The organism is Streptomyces sp. NPDC020965 (assembly GCF_044333555.1).
Classification (GTDB): Bacteria; Actinomycetota; Actinomycetes; order Streptomycetales; family Streptomycetaceae; genus Streptomyces.
Genome location: NZ_JBIRRE010000001.1, coordinates 391837 through 409548, shown reverse-complemented (window position 1 = coordinate 409548; position 17712 = coordinate 391837). Strand labels below are relative to the sequence as shown.

Here is a 17712-nt window from a genome sequence, read left to right as displayed (position 1 = left end):
CCGGTACGGGTAATGGGGTGACGGATCGTGGAGCAGCCTGACAGCGGCGCCGAGCCGGCCGGTGCGGCCGGTGACGCCGCAGAGGCGCTCGACCGGCCGTTGCCGGAAGGAGTGCGGCGCCGCGTCGTCGCCCTGCTCTCGGACGCCTTCGGCGGGCTCACCGTCGCCGAACTCCCCGCCCAGCTACGGCAGTACGCCCGCTTCACGCCCTCCCGGCGCGCCAAGTTCGCGGGCAATGCGATGGCCGCGGCGCTGGAGAGCGATCCGGTCTTCCGTCAGCGCATCGGGGAACGCCTCGCGCAGGCGCAGCCCGAACTGTGCGCCGCGCTGACGGCCGGATCGCCGCCCGCCGCCGCCGACCCGCTCGATGTGGCCGCCGCCGCCTATGTGCTGCGCCCCACCGGATGGGTGAAACTCGTCGCCGCCGCGGGCGAGGAGGCCCTGCGCGCGGACGCCGAGCGTGCCGATGAGGCGGGGCGGCGCGAGCTGGAACGCCTGCGCGAGGAGCTGACCGAGGCCCGTGGTCTCACGAAGAGCGAGACCGAGCGGCTGCGGACCGAGCTGGAGATCTCCCGCAAGGAGGCCGAATCCCTCCGCCGCAAGGTGCGCAGCGCGCAGAGCGACATCAAGCGCGGTGAGGCCGCCCTGCGCCGGGCGAGCGCCGAGATCGAGACGGTGCGGTCGGAGACCGCCGCCCAGGTCTCGTCGGCCGAGAGCGAGACCCGGCGGCTGAAGGCCCGCCTCGGTGAGGCGGAGGCCGCCGTGGAGGCCGGGCGGCGGGCGGCCAGGGAGGGCCGTTCGATCGAGGACATGCGGCTGCGGCTGCTGCTGGACACGGTGCTGGAAGCGGCTCAGGGGCTCCGCCGCGAACTGGCGCTGCCGCCCGCGTCGATCCACCCCGCCGACACGGTCGACGCGGTCGAACCCGGCCGGATGTCGCCCAAGGACATCGCCGCCCGCGCGCTCTCCGAGACCGATCCGGCGCTGCTCGACCAGTTGCTGGCGCTGCCACAGGCGCATCTGGTGGTGGACGGCTACAACGTCACCAAGACGGGGTATCCGACGATGCCGCTGGAGAAGCAGCGGCTGCGGCTGCTGGGCGGTCTCTCCGTGCTCGCCGCGCAGAGCGGGGCGGAGATCACTTGTGTCTTCGACGGCGCCGAACTGGCGGCCCCGGTGCTGCTCGCGCCGCCGCGCGGGGTGCGGGTGCTGTTCTCGAAGGCGGGTGTGACGGCGGACGAGCTGATCCGTCAGCTCGTCCGGGCGGAGCCGCCGGGGCGGCCCGTGGTGGTGGTCTCCACCGACCGGGAGGTCGCTGACGGAGTGGCGAAGGTCGGCGCCCGGCCGGTCGCGTCCGCGATGCTGCTGAAGCGGCTGTCCCGGGTCTGACCCGTTCCGTACGCCCCGTTCCGTACGCCCCCGTCCCGTACGCCCGGCCGGCATCCCGCCGGCCCGAGCCGAGCCGCGTCCCGTCAACCCCCGCGCGTAATACCCGGATTCGAACCCTCATGACGGGACTGAGCGTCAAGTGGCCATTACTACGTGTGTGATGTGAGTAAAGAATGCGCTCGTGACCGATTTTTTTCCTGGGAGGATTTGAACTGATCACAAGAAGGTCACTAAGGTCAGGCGTCGAACCTTCGCGCGGTTGATCACCCATCCGGGGTGGCGGCGAAGGAACCGCCGAGTCCGTGTGCCCCAGCCGTTCTCCGGGGGAGCTGCGTGCGCGGAGCCGGGACTCGTCCCATGTGCCCGGTAGGCGGCTCTGAGGAAGAAGGAGCTGCCTTCGTGGCGTCCCACCGTCGTGCCAAGCAGCCGAGCCGCGCCCGCGTGACCGTCCTCACCGCGACCGCCGCCGCGGCCGTCGCGCTGACCTCGCAGACCGCTCAGGCCGACCCCAAGCCGAGCAAGAGCGAGGTCAAGGCGAAGGTCGACAAGCTCTACGACGAGGCCGCGCAGGCGACCGAGAAGCTCAACGGCGCCAAGGAGCAGCAGGACAAGCTCGACAAGCAGGTCGACGCCCTCCAGGACAAGGTCGCGCGGGGCCAGGACGAGCTGAACACGCTCCGGGACAACCTCGGTTCCGTCGCCAGCGCCCAGTACCGCTCGGGCGGCATGGACCCGGCCCTCCAGCTCTTCCTCTCCTCCAACCCGGAGAGCTATCTCGACCAGGCGTCCGCGCTGGATCAGATCGGCGCCAAGCAGACCGACGCCATCACCGAGATCCAGGCCAAGCAGCGCACCCTGGCGCAGCAGCGCAAGGAGGCCCAGCAGAAGCTCGGCGACCTCGCCGACACGCGCAAGCAGCTCGGCACCAAGAAGCAGGAGGTCCAGGCCAAGCTGGGCGAGGCGCAGAAGCTGCTGAACTCGCTGACCGCGCAGGAGCGGGCCCAGCTCAAGGCGGAGGAGGACCGGGCCAACCGGGCCGGCGCCCGCCCCGACCTCGGCAAGTCCGGCGAGACCGCGAAGCAGGGCGGCGAGACCACCAGCAAGCCCGGTTCGCAGCGCGCGTCGTCGGCCTACTCCGCCGCCCAGAGCAAGATCGGCACGCCGTATGTGTACGGCGCGTCCGGCCCCAACTCCTTCGACTGCTCAGGCTTCACCTCCTGGGCCTTCGCCCAGGCCGACATCTCCATACCGCGCACCTCGCAGGCGCAGTCCGGGATCGGCCAGCGGATCAACTCGCAGAGCGATCTCCGCGTGGGCGACCTGGTCTTCTTCTACAGCGATCTGCACCACGTCGGCTTCTACGCGGGCAACGGCCAGGTCCTGCACTCGCCGCGCACCGGTGCCGTGGTGCGGTACGAGTCCATGAACAACATGCCCTACCAGTTCGGCGTCCGGGTCTGACGGTCTCCGACACCCCGCTCCGCCGCCCGATCGGGCGAATTCCCGATCACCCCGCTGACGCCACGCCCTGCCGGTGACCTGTGATCTCCCGGCAGGGCGTACGTGTGTGCGCCCCCCGAGGTCTTTGGCCGCCGTGTGGTCCCCCGGCTACTGTCTGCCGCGCAACAGCCCTCGTACGGCCATGTCCCGTCGCCACGGCGCCGCGTACCGGCTCGTACCCTCTCGTACAGCGGAAGGGAGCGCGGCCCCGTGGCGTCCCATCGACGGCCCTCACCGCCCGGCCTCACCCACCATGCCCGGGTCACCGTCCTGTCCGCCGCCGTGGCCGCGACGGCCGCCGCGCTCGGGACCCTGCCGGCCGGCGCCGAGCCGCACGAGACGGCGGACGCCACCCGGGCCTCGGTGGACCGGCTGTTCCAGGAGGCCGAGAAGGCGACCGAACGGTTCAACGCGGCCGGTGAGCGGGTCGGCGACCTCCGCGACCGGGTGGCGCGGGCGCAGGACGGCGTGGCCCTGGGGCAGGAGCGGGTCAACCGGATGCGGGGCGCGCTGGGCGCGGTCGCGGGGGCGCAGTACCGCTCCGGGGGCATGGACCCCGCGCTCGATCTGCTGCTCTCCTCCGACCCCGACAGCTACCTCGGCAGGGCCGAGGTGCTGGGGCGCGTCGCCGACCGGCAGGCCACCGCCCTGCACGAGCTGCGGCACGCCCAGCGCCGACTCGGCCAGGAACGCGCCGAGGCCCACCACGACCTCGCCGAGCTGGAACGCAGCCGGGCCGCCGTCGCCCACCACAAGCGGACCGTCGAGGCCCGGCTCGCCGCCGCGCGGAAGCTGCTCAACTCCCTCCCCTCCGCCGACCGCGCCGCCTTCGACCGGGCCTCCCGCTCCGGCCGCGACGCCCCGCCCGGCCTCGCGGGCGACGAGTCCGTCTCCGGCCGGGCCGCCGCCGCCGTGCGGGCCGCCCGCGGGGTGGTGGGACGGCCCTATGTGTGGGGCGCCAACGGGCCCTCCGGCTTCGACTGTTCCGGTCTCACCCAGTGGGCGTACCGGCAGGCGGGCGTCGGACTGCCGCGCACCTCGCAGGCCCAGCGGTACGCCGGCCGTCAGGTACCGCTCGCCCAGGCCCGCCCAGGCGATCTGATCGCCTACCGCGACGACGCCAGCCATATCGGGATGTACGTGGGCGGCGGCCAGGTCGTCCACGCGCCCTACCCCGGGGCCGCCGTCCGCTATGACCCGGTCGGCATGATGCCGGTCTCCTCGGTCACCCGGGTCTGAGCCGGCCCGCTCGCCCCGATTCATTCCGTACGATCAGCGGCGTGGCAGATCATGGGCGCACGGCGCGCCGAAGGGTACGGATGGCGGGGCTCGCTCTCGCCGCGGTCCTGCTGACCCCCGTGCTGCTGGCCGGCTGTGCGGCCCCCGAGGCGTCCGACACGGTGGTACGGGACATCCGGCGCACCCTGGACGCCCGTGCCGACGCCGCCGTCGCCCGTGACGAGAAGGGCTATCTGGCGGCGCTGGCCCCCGACGCGGATGCGCTGCGGGTCGAGGAACGCCGGCAGTTCCGCCACCGGGCGAAGGTGCCGCTGGCCTCTTGGGAGTACCGGCTGGGGAAGGTGGAACGGCGGGGTGACACGGCCGTCGCCGACGCCGAACTCCGCTACCGACTCACCGGTTACGACACCGTGCCCGTCACCGCCGCGCGCACGCTGGAGCTGGGACGGTACGACGGCCGCTGGTACGTACGGGCCGACCGGGCGGCCAAGGGCGGTCCGCAACAGCTCTGGCAGCAGGGCGACGTCCAGGTCGTGCACGGCACCCGCAGTCTGGTGCTCGCGGTGGGCCAGGACGAGGACCGGCTCAGGGCCCTCGCGGCCCGCGCCGACCGGACCGTGCCCACGGTCTCGGCCGCCTGGCCGTCGCCCTGGGCCCGTAAGGTCGTCGTCCTCGTCCCGGAGTCACTGGAGGCGATGGGCGCGCTGCTCGGCGCCCCGGCCACTGGATACCGGGGCATCGCGGCGGTCACCACGGGCGAGACCGGGACGGCGGGCCGGGTGCCGGCCGACCGAGTGATCGTGAACCCCTCGGCGTACGGCGTCCTCGGCGACTTCGGCCAGGAGATCGTCCTCACCCATGAGACCGCCCACGTGGCGACGCGGGCGTACACCTCCGGGACGACCCCGATGTGGCTCTCCGAGGGCTTCGCCGACTGGGTCGCCTACCGCGACACCGGCCGCACCGCGGCCCAGACGGCACCCGGTCTGCACCGCGCGATCCGCGAGGGCGACGTCCCGGCGCGGCTCCCCGCGGACGACGACTTCGCCTTCGGGGGCGAACCGGATGCACTGGCGAAGGCGTACGAGGGCGGCTGGCTCGCCTGTGAACTGATCGCGGAACGCTGGGGCGAGGAACGGCTCACGGCGCTGTACCGGGCGGCGGGGGACGGAACACCGGAGCGCGCCATCCGGGAGGTCCTGGGCACGACGTCGGCCGCCTTCACCTCGGCCTGGCGGGAGTACCTCGGGACCCGGCTGGGCTGAGCGCCCCCCGCCTGCTGATCGCCGCCCCCGGTCAGGGGGAGAGGAGCCGTTCGTCGTGTGACGGCCGCACCCGGGGCGCGGGCGCGGGCCGCACTGCGCTCCGCCACAGCCGCGTGCACGCCACCGCCGCCGCTCCCACCAGCAGTCCGTTCCGCACCACCAGCAGCAGCACCCCCACCCCGTCGCTCGCCACCACCCGCGCGAACCAGATCGGGAACTCCAGCACCGTCACACCGGTCGCCGCCAGCACCAGCCACACCGGCAGCGTCATCCGGCTCGACCGGAGGGAGAGACAGACCGCACCCACGCCGACGAGCCACAGCAGGTACTGCGGGCTGATCACCCGGCTCGTCGTGGTGAACAGCAACAGCCCGCTGAAAGCGGCGTCGCACGGGGTGCTCGCGTCGAACTCCCGCGCCCGGAGCCGCCAGAGCACCAGCCAGCCCAGCGCGGCCACCGCCAGCGCGAGCGCGAGGGTCGAGACCAGGGGGACGTACGGGCCGAGGAATTCCACCGATCCGTAGTTCAGCAGCACCTGCCCCTCCCAGCCCAGGTGGCGCGCCAGATGGAAGACGAGGGCCCCCAGCGACTCCACCTCCGTGCCCCGGTCGCGCTGGAAGGTCAGGAAGGCGAGCGCGCCCGGCATCGTCATGAAGAAGAACAGGGTCAGTGCGGCGCCGGTGGCCGCCGCCGCACCCCAGGCGCGCCGGGTCGCCCGGCCGCGCGGCAGACCGGTCAGCAAGAGGACCGGCCAGACCTTGAGCAGCGCCCCGAGGCCCGCCAGCGCGCCCAGCACCCGGGGCCGGCGCGCGCCCGCCAGCAGCGCGGCGACCGCGACGGCCGTGACCATCAGGTCGTAGCGCGCATAGGCGGTGGGCCCGAGGAGGGGGACGCCGCAGGTCCACACCCAGGCACCGCGCGCGGACCGGCCGGGCCGCCCGCCCGCGTACCGCAGCAGCGCGAGTACGGCCGCGTCGCCGAGCAGGATCAGGGCGAAGAACGCGTGGGCGTAGTCGAGGAAGGGGAGGAGGGCGGGGGCGAGGATCGCGAGGGCCGCGCCGGGCGGGTACTGCCAGGTGACATCGGAGTGGGGGAAGGCGCCGCCGCGCAGCGTCGCGTACCAGTCCCGGTAGATGACGGAGACGTCGGCGGTCACGTCCGGGCCGGGGAAGGGGAGGACGGCGAGGACACAGAGGAGCAGGGCCGCCCTGGTGACGAGCCAGAGCGAGAGCTGGAGTCGTCCCAGGCGGTCGCCCGGTCGGCTGTCGGGCCCTGCACCGGTCCGGGTGCCGGGCCGTTCACCGGGCCCTTTGCCGGGCCGTTCAGCGGGTTGGCCGTCGGGTCGAGAGCCGCTACATCTGTCCGTCATGAGCGCCTCATCCCATTCGTACAGAATTGTGAAGTGCCCATGATGCCCGGGGAGGCCGTATCCGAGCGATGAGGCGGGGCCGTTCGGAGCGCACGGCGGACTTCGGTACTGTCGGCGGACCATGCACAAGACCTTGATCGTGACCAATGATTTCCCGCCCCGGCCCGGAGGCATCCAGGCGTTCCTGCACAACATGGCGCTGCGCCTGGACCCGGATCAGCTCGTCGTCTACGCCTCCACCTGGAAGCGCGGCCGTGAGGGCGCCGACGCGACCGCCGCCTTCGACGCCGAGCAGCCGTTCACCGTCGTGCGGGACCGTACGACGATGCTGCTGCCGACCCCCGCGGTCACCCGCCGCGCCACCGAACTGCTGCGCGAGCACGGCTGTGAATCCGTCTGGTTCGGGGCGGCGGCGCCGCTCGGGCTGATGGGACCTGCCCTGCGCCGGGCCGGCGCGCGGCGACTGGTCGCCACCTCGCACGGCCACGAGGCCGGCTGGGCGCAGCTCCCGGCCGCCCGGCGACTGCTGCGGCGGATCGGCGACGGCACGGACACGATCACCTATCTCGGCGAGTACACCCGCTCCCGGATCGCCGCCGCGCTGAGCCCGGAGGCGGCCCGGCGCATGGTCCAACTGCCGCCCGGCGTGGACGAGAAAACCTTCCACCCGGATTCGGGCGGGGACGCGGTGCGGCGGCGGCTGGGGTTCGCCGACCGCCCGGTGGTGGTCTGTGTCTCCCGGCTCGTGCCGCGGAAGGGTCAGGACACGCTGATCCGCGCGCTGCCCGCGATCCTGGCGCGGGTCCCGGACACGGTCCTGCTGATCGTCGGCGGCGGCCCGTACGAGAAGGAGCTACGGGGTCTCGCGGCCCGGACGGGGGTGGCGGACTCCGTCCACTTCACCGGCGCCGTGCCCTGGTCGGAGCTGCCCGCGCACTACGGCGCGGGTGATGTCTTCGCCATGCCGTGCCGGACCCGCCGCGGCGGTCTGGACGTGGAGGGCCTCGGCATCGTCTATCTGGAGGCGTCCGCGACCGGTCTGCCGGTCGTGGCGGGGGATTCCGGCGGGGCCCCCGACGCGGTGCTGGACGGCGAGACCGGCTGGGTGGTCCGCGGGGACTCCACCGAGGAGTCGGCCGAACGGATCGTGGCCCTGCTGGAGGACGCGGAGCTGCGGCGCCGGATGGGCGAGCGTGGCCGGCAGTGGGTCGAGGAGAAGTGGCGCTGGGATCTACTGGCCGAGAAGCTACGCGATCTCCTCTGAGTCCGCCGCGCCAACCGTCCGCATGACACTTCGGTGAACTGCGTAAAGTCATTTTTGACGGTGCGTCGGATTCTGCCCCGCTGAGTATGGGAAATCGGCCTGATGTCGCCGACCCTCTGGGCATGACCTCACATCTGACGCGCCGTCACATGCTGGCCGCCACCGCCCTGGGGACCGCCGCCGCACTCGGCTTCACCCGGATCGGGCTCTCCTCGGCCGCCGCCGTCGAACCGTCCGCCACCGACCGCGCCCCCGCCCTGGTCATCGGTTCCGGTTACGGGGCCGCGGTCGCCGCGCTGCGGCTCGGCCAGGCGGGTGTCCGCACGGTCGTCCTGGAGATGGGCCGGCTCTGGGACACCCCCGGGCCCGACGGCCGGATCTTCTGTCCCACCACCTCGCCCGACCAGCGCTCCATGTGGTTCCGCACCCGCACCGAGGCCCCGCTCTCCTGCTTCCTCTGGCTCGACGTCGTCAACCGGAACATCAGCCCCTACCCCGGCGTGCTCGACCGGGTCGGATACGGCGACATGTCTGTGTACGTCGGGCGGGGCGTCGGCGGCGGATCGCTGGTCAACGGGGGGATGGCGGTCACTCCGCCCCGTACGTACTTCACCGAGGTCCTCCCCGGGGTCGACGCCGACGCGATGTACGGGACCTACTTCCCGCGCGCCCGCCGGATGCTCGGCGTCAATGACATCGACCCCGCCTGGTTCGAGTCGACCGAGTGGTACCGCTTCTCCCGGATCTCCCGCAAGCACGCCCACAAGGCCGGGCTGCGCACCGTCTTCGTCCCCAATGTCTACGACTTCGGCCATATGCGGCGCGAGGCCGCCGGGCAGGCGCCCAAGTCGGCGCTGGCCGGGGAGGTCATCTACGGCAACAACCACGGCAAGCTCAGCCTCGACCGGACCTATCTCGCCGCCGCGCTCGCCACCGGCCATGTCACCATCGAGACGATGAGCCGGGCCCGCGCCATCCGGCGGGACGCCGACGGCTATGTCGTCACCGTCGACCGCTCCGACCTCAGCGGCCGGATCACCGACACCCGGGAGATCGGCTGCGCCCGGCTCTTCCTCGGCGCGGGCAGCCTCGGCAGCACCGAACTCCTGCTGCGCGCCCGGGAGACGGGCACCCTGCCCGAGCTGCACCCCGAGGTCGGCCGGGGCTGGGGCCCCAACGGCAATGTGATGACCGCCCGCGCCAACCACCTCTGGGACACGGTCGGCGCCCGCCAGTCGACCATGCCGGTGCTGGGGATCGACGACTGGAACAACCGCGACCACCCCGTCTTCGCCGAGATAGCGCCGCTGCCGATGGGGCTTGAGCACTGGATCAGCCTCTATCTGGCGATCACCAAGAACCCGGAGCGGGGCACCTTCCGCTATGACGCCGCCACCGACTCCGCGCGGCTGAACTGGACCCGCTCGCAGAACCGGCCGTCCGTCACCGCGGCGAAGTCCCTCTTTGACCGGATCAACCGGGCCAACGCCACCATCTACCGCTACGACCTCTTCGGCGGCAACCGGACCTTCGCCGACGACTTCACCTACCACCCGCTGGGCGGCTGTGTCCTGGGCCGCGCGACCGACGACTTCGGCCGGGCCAAGGGGTATGCGGGGCTGTATGTGGTCGACGGCTCGCTGGTGCCCGGCTCGATCGGGGTCAATCCGTTCGTCACCATCACGGCGCTCGCCGAGCGCTCCCTGGAGCGGATCATCCAGCAGGACATCATCGGCAACGCCGATACCGCCGGCATCGCCGGTTGACCGGGCACCCCGTCCGGCCCGCGGTCTCCGACCGGGCGGGGGACGCCCCCGAAGCGCCGTGCCCGGCCGGAAATCCGGGGCGGGCGTGATCACGCTCGCGTAGGGTGGCGGGATGATTTGATGCCTGCCCGCGAGCCGGGCACCGCCGTGCGCTCCGCCGTTCCCCGTCGAACCCGGAGCCCACGAAGGAGACACCCGAATTGAATCCGTCGATTCCCCCGCACCCCGCCGGCGTACCCGCCGCGTCCGCTGTTCCCGCCCCTCCTGCCGTACCCGCCGCGTCCGCTGTCCCCGCCGTACCCGAGGCGTTCGCCGCTTCCTGCCGCGAGCACCACGCGTCCGGCCCCGCCTGGATCGCCGCGCTGCCGCAACTGGTCGCGGAGTTCCTGGACCGCTGGGCACTGCGGCCGGACGGCCCCCCGGGACACGGCATGGCCGCGCTCGTGCTACCGGTGACCCGGGCGGACGGCACCCCCGCCGTCCTCAGGCTCCAGCAGGCCGCCCCGGAGAACGCCGGCACCGTGCTCGGTCTGCGGACCTGGCGCGGCCACGGCGTGGTGCGGCTGCTCGAACACGACCCGGAATCCGGCACCACCCTCCTGGAGCGGCTGGCGGCGGACCGGCCGCTGTCGTCGGTGGCCGATGACACCGCCGCCACCCAGATCCTCGCGGAACTGCTGGCCCGGCTGGTCGCGGTCCCCGCCCCCGAGGGTCTGCGCCGCCTGTCCGATATCGCCGCCGCCATGCTGGACGAGGTGCCGCGCGCCCTGCCGTCCCTGCGCGACCCGGCCGAACGACGACTCGTGCGCACCTGCGCCTCCGCCGTGGCCGAGCTGATCGGCGAATCCGGCGACCGGCTGCTCCACTGGGACCTGCACTACGACAACGTCCTCGCCGGGCAGCGGGAGCCCTGGCTGGCCATCGACCCCGAACCGCTCGCCGGTGACCCCGGGTTCGACCTGTGGCCCGCGCTGGACAGCCGCTGGGCCGACGTGGTGGCGACCGGCGATCCGACCCGTACGGTGCTCCGCCGCTTCGACCAGCTGACCGAAGTGGTCGGCGTGGACCGGGGGCGGGCGACCGGCTGGACGCTCGGCCGGGTGCTACAGAACGCCCTCTGGGACATCGAGGACGGCAAGACCGCGCTGGAACCCGCCCAGGTCACGCTGGCCGGGATCCTACTGCGGCGCGAAGCGATCACCCCGTAAGCCAGGTGCACCAGATGGCCGGCACCCCGGCCATCTGGTGCACCCGCCCGTTCGGGGCGTGCGATCAGCCGCGGTAGATCGCCTCGATCTCATCGGCGAAGTCCTTCGCCACCACATTCCGCTTCAGCTTCATCGACGGCGTGATGTGCCCCGCCGCCTCGGTGAACTGGGCGCCGAGGATACGGAACTTCCGTACCGACTCCGCCTTGGAGACGGCGGCGTTGCCGTCGTCCACGGCGCCCTGGATCTCGGCCAACAGCTCCGGGTCGTCGCGCAGCGAGACCGCCGTCGAATCGGCCGGCTTGCCGTGCTCCACGGCCCACCGGCTGACGAAGTCCTCGTCCAGGGTGATCAACGCGCCCACGAAGGGCCGTCCGTCACCCACCACCATGCACTCCGCGACCAGGGCGTGGGCGCGGATGCGGTCCTCGATGACCGCGGGCGCGACGTTCTTGCCGCCCGCCGTGACCAGGATCTCCTTCTTGCGGCCCGTGATGGTGAGGAAGCCGTCCTCGTCCAGGGCGCCGATATCGCCCGTGTGGAACCAGCCGTCGGCCAGCGCCTCCGCCGTCGCCGCCTCGTTGTTCCAGTAGCCCTGGAAGAGGTGCTCACCGTAGAGCAGCACCTCGCCGTCGTCGGCGATCCGTACGACCGAGCCGGGCAGCGGCTGGCCGACCGTGCCGATCTTCTGCCGGTCCGGGGGGTTGAAGGTGGTGGCGGCGCAGGACTCGGTGAGGCCGTACCCCTCCAGCACCGTGAAGCCGGTGCCCCGGAAGAAGTGCCCCAGCCGCTCGCCGAGCGGCGCGCCGCCGGAGATGGCGTGCTCGACCCGGCCGCCCAGCACCGCCCGCAGCTTGGCGTAGACGAGCTTGTCGAAGATCGTGTGCTTCAGCCGCAGCCCCAGGGACGGGCCCTGCGGGGTGTCCAGCGCACGGCTGTAGCTGATCGCCGTCTGCGCGGCCCGGTCGAAGATCTTGCCCTTGCCATCGGCCTGCGCCTTGGCGCGTGCGCCGTTGTACACCTTCTCGAAGACCCGGGGCACCCCGAGGATCAGGGTCGGGCGGAAGGCGGCCATCTCGTCGGTGAGGTTCTTGATGTCGGCGACACAGCCCAGCTTGATCGGCGCCATGATGGCGGCGACCTCGACCAGCCGCCCGAAGACATGCGCGGCGGGCAGGAACAACAGGACGGAGCACTCGCCGGTACGGAAGAGGGGCTTCAGCCGCTCGACCGCGTTCCCGCACTCCGCGAAGAAGCTGCGGTGCGTCAGCACACAGCCCTTGGGGCGGCCGGTGGTGCCGGAGGTGTAGACGATCGTCGCCGGGTCGTCCGCCTTCGCCGTGGCGCTGCGCTCGTCCACGGTGCTGTCGGGGATGTCGGCACCCGATGTGACCAGCTCGTCGACGGCCCCCGCCTCGATCTGCCACAGCTCGCGGAGGGCCGGCAGCCGGTCCCGTACGGACGCCACGGCGGCGACGTGCGCCGCGCTCTCCACGATCGCTGCGACGGCGCCCGAGTCGGAGAGGATCCAGGAGACCTGCTCGGCCGAACTGGTCTCGTACACCGGAACGGTCACCGCGCCCGCGCTCCAGATCGCGAAGTCCAGCAGCACCCACTCGTACCGGGTGCGCGACATCAGGGCGACCCGGTCACCGGGGTTGACCCCGGCGGCGATCAGGCCCTTGGCGGCGGCCCGCACCTCGGCGAGGAACTGGGTGGCGGTGACGTCCGCCCAGGCGTCCCCCACCTTTCTGCCCATCACGACGACATCGGGGTGCTGCGCGGCGTTGCGGCGGATCAGATCCGTCAGGTTGCCGTCCGCGGGGACCTCGTACAGGGCCGGAAGGCTGAACTCGCGCAAGACTGCTGCTCCTCATCGGGCGCCGGTACCACGGCTCTGTGGGAATACCGGCTGCGGTCCAAGATCGGGCAGGTGCTCCCGGGGGTGAGCACGACTGGACTGCCCGGACGTTACCGATCGGTACGCTGATCCGGATAGGGGGTTCCAGCCAGATGTTCCCTGCGTCACACATGCATGACAGTGCTCCGCGCAGAGTAGTCCACCCTCCCGCCCCGTCGGAAGAACGACTGGTCCGACCCCTCTGTCCAGCCCGCAAGGGTTCGCCCTAGGGTTGATGACCATGGGTGGCGTCCGGGTCAATGTGGTCAGTGATGTGCACGGCAACGCGAGGGATCTCGCCAAGGCGGGGGACGGCGCGGACGCGCTGATCTGCCTCGGCGACCTCGTGCTCTTCCTTGACTACGCCGATCACTCGCGCGGCATCTTCCCCGATCTCTTCGGTGTCGAGAACGCCGATCTGATCGTCTCCCTGCGCACCGCCCGCCGCTTCGAGGAGGCTCGTGAGCTGGGACGGAGGCTCTGGTCCGAGCTGGCCGTCGACCGGGACAGCGCCATCGAGGGGGCCGTGCGCCGTCAGTACGCCGAGCTGTTCGCCGCCTTCCCCAGCCCCACGTACGCCACCTACGGGAATGTCGACATCCCGGCCCTCTGGCCGGAGTACGCCCGGCCGGGCACCACCGTCCTGGACGGCGAACGCGTCGAGATCGGCGGCCGGGTCTTCGGGTTCGTCGGCGGCGGACTGCGCACCCCCATGCGCACGCCGTACGAGATCTCGGACGACGAGTACGCGGCCAAGGTCGAGGCGCTCGGCGAGGTCGACGTGCTCTGCTCGCACATCCCGCCCGAGGTGCCCGAGCTGATGTACGACACCGTCGCGCGGCGCTTCGAGCGCGGCAGCCGGGCCCTGCTGGACGCGATCCGCCGCACCCGGCCCCGGTACGCCCTCTTCGGCCACGTCCACCAGCCGTTGGCGTCCCGGATGCGGGTCGGCGCGACGGAGTGCGTGAATGTCGGGCACTTCGCCTCGACGGGCCGGCCCTGGACCCTGACCTGGTGACCTGGTGACCTGGTGACCTGGTGGCCTGGTGGCCTGGTGGCCTGGTGACTCCGGCGCCCGGTTCGTCACCCGGTGATCGGGCCGTTCCCCATCCGGTGATCACCCGGGCCACGGGCGGCCCGCCGGCGTGGGCGCGATAGCCTGCACAGCGACCACCCCAGGCCCGTACCGCATGTTGAGGAGCCGCAGCGATGGCGGAACACACCAGCTCAAGCATCACCATCGAGGCGGCACCGGACGAGGTGATGGCGGTGATCTCCGACTTCGACCGTTACCCCGAGTGGACCGGCGAGGTGAAGCAGGCCGAGGTCATCTCCCGCGACGAGCAGGGCCGCGCCGAACAGGTCCGGCTCGTCCTGGACGCCGGGGCGATCAAGGACGATCACACTCTCGCGTACACCTGGACCGGCCCGGACCAGGTCAGTTGGACCCTCGTGAAGTCCCAGATGCTGCGCGCCATCGACGGCTCGTACACCCTCGCGCCCGTCGGCGGCGGCGAGCGCACCGAGGTGACCTACCGGCTCACCGTGGACGTCAAGATCCCCATGCTCGGCATGATCAAGCGCAAGGCCGAGAAGGTCATCATCGACCGCGCACTGGACGGACTGAAGAAGCGCGTCGAGAGCGGACCCACCGTCTGATGCGTACGGTCCTCGTCACCGGCCTGGGCGGCGCGGGCCGTACGACCGTCGCGGTGGCGACCGCGCTCGCCGCCGCCCGCACCGCCCCGGGGCGGGTCCTCCTCCTCTCCGCCGAACCCGGGGACGTCCTCGGCACCGCGCTCACCACCACCCCGGCGCCGGTCGCCGACGGGCTCTCGGCCGCCCGGATCGACACCGCGGCCGACTTCCGGGCCGAGTTCCTCAACCTCCAGGACCGCGCCGGGACCGTGCTCGACCTGCTGGGGGCCGCCCGGCTCGCGGCGGAGGAACTGACCGAACTCCCCGGTAGCTCGGACTTCGCCCTGCTCAAGGCGGTCACCACCGCCCAGGCCGGTGACTGGGACCTGGTCGTCGTCGATATGCCCCCGGTCCGCGAGGCGATCGCCCTGCTCGCCCTGCCCGAGCAGCTCCGCCGCTATCTGCGCCGGCTGCTGCCCCCCGAACGGCAGGCCGCCCGCGCCCTGCGGCCCGTACTCGCCCAGCTCGCCGGCGTCCCGATGCCCGCGCACTGGCTGTACGAGGCGGTCGCGCGCTGGGACACGGAGCTGGCGGCCGTCCAGAGCCTGCTGGAATCCCCGGGACTGACCGTGCGCGTGGTGGCCGAACCCGGGCCGTCCGCCGCCGACGCCCTGCGCACCGCACGGACCGGACTCGCGCTGCACGAGGTCCGCGTCGACACCCTGATCGCCAACCGCGTCCTGCCCCGGCACTCCGCCGACACCTGGCTCGCGGGTCTCGCCGCACAGCAGGAGAAGACCCTGCACGAGTGGTACGGGGAGTGGGCGCCCGCCACCACCGTCCGCGAGATCCCCCACGCGGGCCGCGACCCGCAGACCCTCGCCGACCTGGCCCCGCTCGGTGTCGACGCCGAAGTCGACGCTGGTGTCGGTGTCGGTGTCGGTGTCGGGGGCACCGAACCGCCGCGGGCGGCGACACCCTGGCCGATCGAGGACCTGCGCGCGGTGGACGGCACCTTCACCTGGGCGATTCCGTTGCCGGGCGCGGTCAAGGAGGAGACCGGTCTGGTGCGCCGGGGCGACGAGCTGCTGCTCACGGTGGGACCGTTCCGCAGGATCGTTCCGCTGCCGTCCGCGCTGCGCCGCTGTTCGGTCTCCGGCGCGGCGCTCACGGAGGGGACGCTACGGGTCCGCTTCACCCCCGACCCCGGCCTGTGGCCCCGCGAGGACTGAAACCGGACTCCGGGGCCTCCGGACCTCGGTGGCCGACGAGGCCGGAGCGTGTCTGACGGATCACGCGAGCCCAGCAAGATCCATCAGACATGGCCTCAACGGTTCGCGTCCGTTCGGGTACCTTCGAGAGTGCGAGACCACCCGCCGACCAACGCCCCCGTGCAGGAGTACGCCATGAGCGATGCCACCCAGCGCCCCGACGCGGACGCCGACGCCTGGGCCGACGCCTGCGCCGAGGACCTCGCTGAGGAGAAGGCCCGACGCCGCGCCGAGTACGGCGTACCGCCCGGCTCCGCCGCCGATGAGCTGCGCAAGCTGTTCGGTGCGGTCGCGGACAAGGTCTCCGAGTTCCAGACGTCCCTGCCCGGGATGGCCGCGCAGAGCGCCGTACAGCAGTTGGTGAACCAGGCGAAGTCCGCGGTGGAGCCGGTCATCGAGCGCAACCCCCAGGTCTTCGACCACCTCGCCGCCGCGGGCGGGGAGCTGCTCGCCGCCTACCGGTCCGCCGTCGAGGACCAGGAGCGGCGCTGGACCCAGCGGCCCACCACGTCTTCCGGTACCGGGACCGGGAAGCCCGCGTCCCCCGCTTCGGGCACCCCGGACGACCCGCGTGACGAGGGGCCGGGGCCGGGCGAGCGCATCGATCTGGACTGACCTGCACTGATCAATAAGGTGCCCCCCTCGGGTACGGTTGGCCCCAGGGCTTGACCGAAAATCGAGGGACAAATGGGATTCACCATCGGTGTCGACATTGGCGGTACCAAGATCGCGGCGGGCGTGGTCGACGAAGCGGGCGCCATCCTGGAGACACACACCGTGCCCACGCCGTCGACCCCCGAGGGCATCGTCGACGCGATCTGTGCCGCCGTCGGCGGAGCCGGCAAGGGCCACGACATCGAGGCCGTCGGCATCGGTGCGGCCGGCTACGTCGACGACAAGCGCGCGACCGTGCTGTTCGCACCGAACATCGACTGGCGCCACGAGCCCCTCAAGGACAAGGTCGAGCAGCGCGTCGGCCTGCCGGTGGTCGTCGAGAACGACGCCAACGCCGCCGCCTGGGGCGAATACCGCTTCGGCGCGGGCCAGGGTCATGAGGACGTCATCTGCATCACCCTCGGCACCGGACTCGGCGGCGGCATCATCATCGGCAACAAGCTGCGCCGTGGCCGCTTCGGTGTGGCGGCGGAATTCGGCCATATTCGGGTGGTTCCGGACGGCCTGCTCTGCGGCTGCGGCAGCCAGGGCTGCTGGGAGCAGTACGCCTCCGGCCGCGCCCTCGTCCGCTACGCCCGCCAGCGCGCCAACGCCACCCCGGAGAACGCGGAGATCCTGCTGAGCTTCGGCGACGGCACCCCGGACGGCATCGAGGGCAAGCACATCAGCGCGGCGGCCCGGCAGGGCGACCCGGTGGCGATCGACTCCTTCCGTGAACTGGCCCGCTGGGCGGGTGCCGGTCTGGCGGACCTGGCTTCGCTGTTCGACCCATCGGCGTTCATCGTCGGCGGTGGCGTCTCCGACGAGGGCGAGCTGGTGCTCGACCCGATCCGCAAGTCCTTCCGCCGCTGGCTGATCGGCGGCCAGTGGCGTCCGCACGCGCAGGTCCTCGCCGCGCAGTTGGGCAACAGGGCCGGTCTGGTGGGCGCGGCCGACCTGGCCCGCCAGGGCTGACGGCTCCGCCCGGGGCCACCGCTGCTTCCGCCCGGACCCTTACCCATGAGCCCAGTGGCTCCGGCCGACCGGCCGACCGGCCAACTGACTGACCGACCACCGTCCGCCGCCGCCCACGCCTTGAGCCGGGCGGCGAAGGGGCGGTGGTCGTTGCGGGTGCGGGTGCGGGTGCGGGTGCGGGTGCGGTTGGCGTTGCGGGTGCCGGGGAGGGGCCGGGCCGGGCGCCGATGCGGTGCTACGGGGTGACCCTCGCGCCTGATTCGGCCGGGAGTCC

General features: G+C 72.4%; 14 protein-coding genes. 12 read left to right on the top strand and 2 right to left on the bottom strand.

The window, feature by feature from the left end; genetic code table 11:
* Positions 1 to 27 precede the first annotated feature (27 nt).
* The 4 genes from ACH4S7_RS01785 (at position 28) to ACH4S7_RS01770 (ending at position 5393) form a co-directional block, all read left to right on the top strand.
* Entirely contained in the window at positions 28 to 1389 is a 1362-nt protein-coding gene (locus tag ACH4S7_RS01785) for an NYN domain-containing protein (protein WP_398519056.1), read from the top strand.
* Positions 1390 to 1788: 399 nt separating this feature from the next.
* Positions 1789 to 2850 (top strand): NlpC/P60 family protein, encoded by a 1062-nt coding sequence (locus ACH4S7_RS01780; RefSeq protein WP_398519055.1) that lies wholly within the window; start codon positions 1789 to 1791, stop codon positions 2848 to 2850.
* A gap of 249 nt (positions 2851 to 3099) precedes the next feature.
* On the top strand, positions 3100 to 4128 hold the full coding sequence (locus ACH4S7_RS01775; protein WP_398519054.1) for an NlpC/P60 family protein: 1029 nt from the start codon (positions 3100 to 3102) through the stop codon (positions 4126 to 4128).
* A 41-nt stretch (positions 4129 to 4169) separates the two neighbouring features.
* The gene (locus ACH4S7_RS01770; protein WP_398519053.1) at positions 4170 to 5393 is read left to right on the top strand and encodes a hypothetical protein; all 1224 of its coding nucleotides are present in this window, start codon (positions 4170 to 4172) and stop codon (positions 5391 to 5393) included.
* A gap of 31 nt (positions 5394 to 5424) precedes the next feature.
* Here ACH4S7_RS01770 and ACH4S7_RS01765 read toward each other — a convergent pair whose 3' ends face one another.
* Positions 5425 to 6762, bottom strand: a complete 1338-nt coding sequence (locus tag ACH4S7_RS01765; protein ID WP_398519052.1) for a glycosyltransferase 87 family protein — start codon at positions 6760 to 6762, stop codon at positions 5425 to 5427.
* 121 nt (positions 6763 to 6883) lie between these two features.
* On the opposite strand from ACH4S7_RS01765, the gene ACH4S7_RS01760 reads away from it, so the two are divergent.
* The 3 genes from ACH4S7_RS01760 to ACH4S7_RS01750 all read left to right on the top strand — a co-directional run bounded on the left by ACH4S7_RS01760 (position 6884) and on the right by ACH4S7_RS01750 (position 11000).
* Positions 6884 to 8026, top strand: coding sequence for a glycosyltransferase family 4 protein (locus ACH4S7_RS01760; RefSeq protein ID WP_398519051.1), 1143 nt, complete (start codon positions 6884 to 6886; stop codon positions 8024 to 8026).
* 122 nt (positions 8027 to 8148) lie between these two features.
* A complete protein-coding gene (locus ACH4S7_RS01755; RefSeq protein WP_398519050.1) occupies positions 8149 to 9792 on the top strand; it encodes a GMC oxidoreductase in 1644 nt (547 codons plus the stop codon).
* A gap of 353 nt (positions 9793 to 10145) precedes the next feature.
* On the top strand, positions 10146 to 11000 hold the full coding sequence (locus ACH4S7_RS01750; RefSeq protein ID WP_398519995.1) for an aminoglycoside phosphotransferase family protein: 855 nt from the start codon (positions 10146 to 10148) through the stop codon (positions 10998 to 11000).
* A 64-nt stretch (positions 11001 to 11064) separates the two neighbouring features.
* On the opposite strand, the gene ACH4S7_RS01745 is transcribed toward ACH4S7_RS01750, so the two are convergent.
* A complete protein-coding gene (locus ACH4S7_RS01745) occupies positions 11065 to 12861 on the bottom strand; it encodes an AMP-dependent synthetase/ligase (RefSeq protein ID WP_398519049.1) in 1797 nt (598 codons plus the stop codon).
* A gap of 301 nt (positions 12862 to 13162) precedes the next feature.
* On the opposite strand from ACH4S7_RS01745, the gene ACH4S7_RS01740 reads away from it, so the two are divergent.
* The 5 genes from ACH4S7_RS01740 (at position 13163) to ACH4S7_RS01720 (ending at position 17438) form a co-directional block, all read left to right on the top strand.
* Positions 13163 to 13918 (top strand): metallophosphoesterase, encoded by a 756-nt coding sequence (locus ACH4S7_RS01740; RefSeq protein WP_398519994.1) that lies wholly within the window; start codon positions 13163 to 13165, stop codon positions 13916 to 13918.
* A 191-nt stretch (positions 13919 to 14109) separates the two neighbouring features.
* Positions 14110 to 14559, top strand: a complete 450-nt coding sequence (locus ACH4S7_RS01735) for an SRPBCC family protein (protein WP_398519048.1) — start codon at positions 14110 to 14112, stop codon at positions 14557 to 14559.
* Positions 14559 to 15770 carry an ArsA family ATPase gene (locus tag ACH4S7_RS01730; protein ID WP_398519047.1) on the top strand — a complete coding sequence of 404 codons (1212 nt, stop codon included), beginning with the start codon at positions 14559 to 14561 and terminating at the stop codon, positions 15768 to 15770. The genes ACH4S7_RS01735 and ACH4S7_RS01730 overlap by 1 nt, the downstream gene beginning before the upstream one ends.
* A gap of 174 nt (positions 15771 to 15944) precedes the next feature.
* Positions 15945 to 16424, top strand: coding sequence for a DUF5304 domain-containing protein (locus ACH4S7_RS01725; protein ID WP_398519046.1), 480 nt, complete (start codon positions 15945 to 15947; stop codon positions 16422 to 16424).
* A 72-nt stretch (positions 16425 to 16496) separates the two neighbouring features.
* Positions 16497 to 17438 (top strand): ROK family glucokinase, encoded by a 942-nt coding sequence (locus ACH4S7_RS01720; protein ID WP_398519045.1) that lies wholly within the window; start codon positions 16497 to 16499, stop codon positions 17436 to 17438.
* Positions 17439 to 17712: the final 274 nt, after the last annotated feature.

Excerpts from the sequence above, each read along its gene's own strand:
- ACH4S7_RS01760 (WP_398519051.1), top strand. The coding sequence starts at position 6,884 with ATGCACAAGACCTTGATCGTGACCAATGATTTCCCGCCCCGGCCCGGA.
- ACH4S7_RS01720 (WP_398519045.1), top strand. The coding sequence starts at position 16,497 with ATGGGATTCACCATCGGTGTCGACATTGGCGGTACCAAGATCGCGGCG.
- ACH4S7_RS01735 (WP_398519048.1), top strand. The coding sequence starts at position 14,110 with ATGGCGGAACACACCAGCTCAAGCATCACCATCGAGGCGGCACCGGAC.
- ACH4S7_RS01765 (WP_398519052.1), bottom strand. The coding sequence starts at position 6,762 with ATGACGGACAGATGTAGCGGCTCTCGACCCGACGGCCAACCCGCTGAA.
- ACH4S7_RS01730 (WP_398519047.1), top strand. The coding sequence starts at position 14,559 with ATGCGTACGGTCCTCGTCACCGGCCTGGGCGGCGCGGGCCGTACGACC.
- ACH4S7_RS01725 (WP_398519046.1), top strand. The coding sequence starts at position 15,945 with ATGAGCGATGCCACCCAGCGCCCCGACGCGGACGCCGACGCCTGGGCC.
- ACH4S7_RS01755 (WP_398519050.1), top strand. The coding sequence starts at position 8,149 with ATGACCTCACATCTGACGCGCCGTCACATGCTGGCCGCCACCGCCCTG.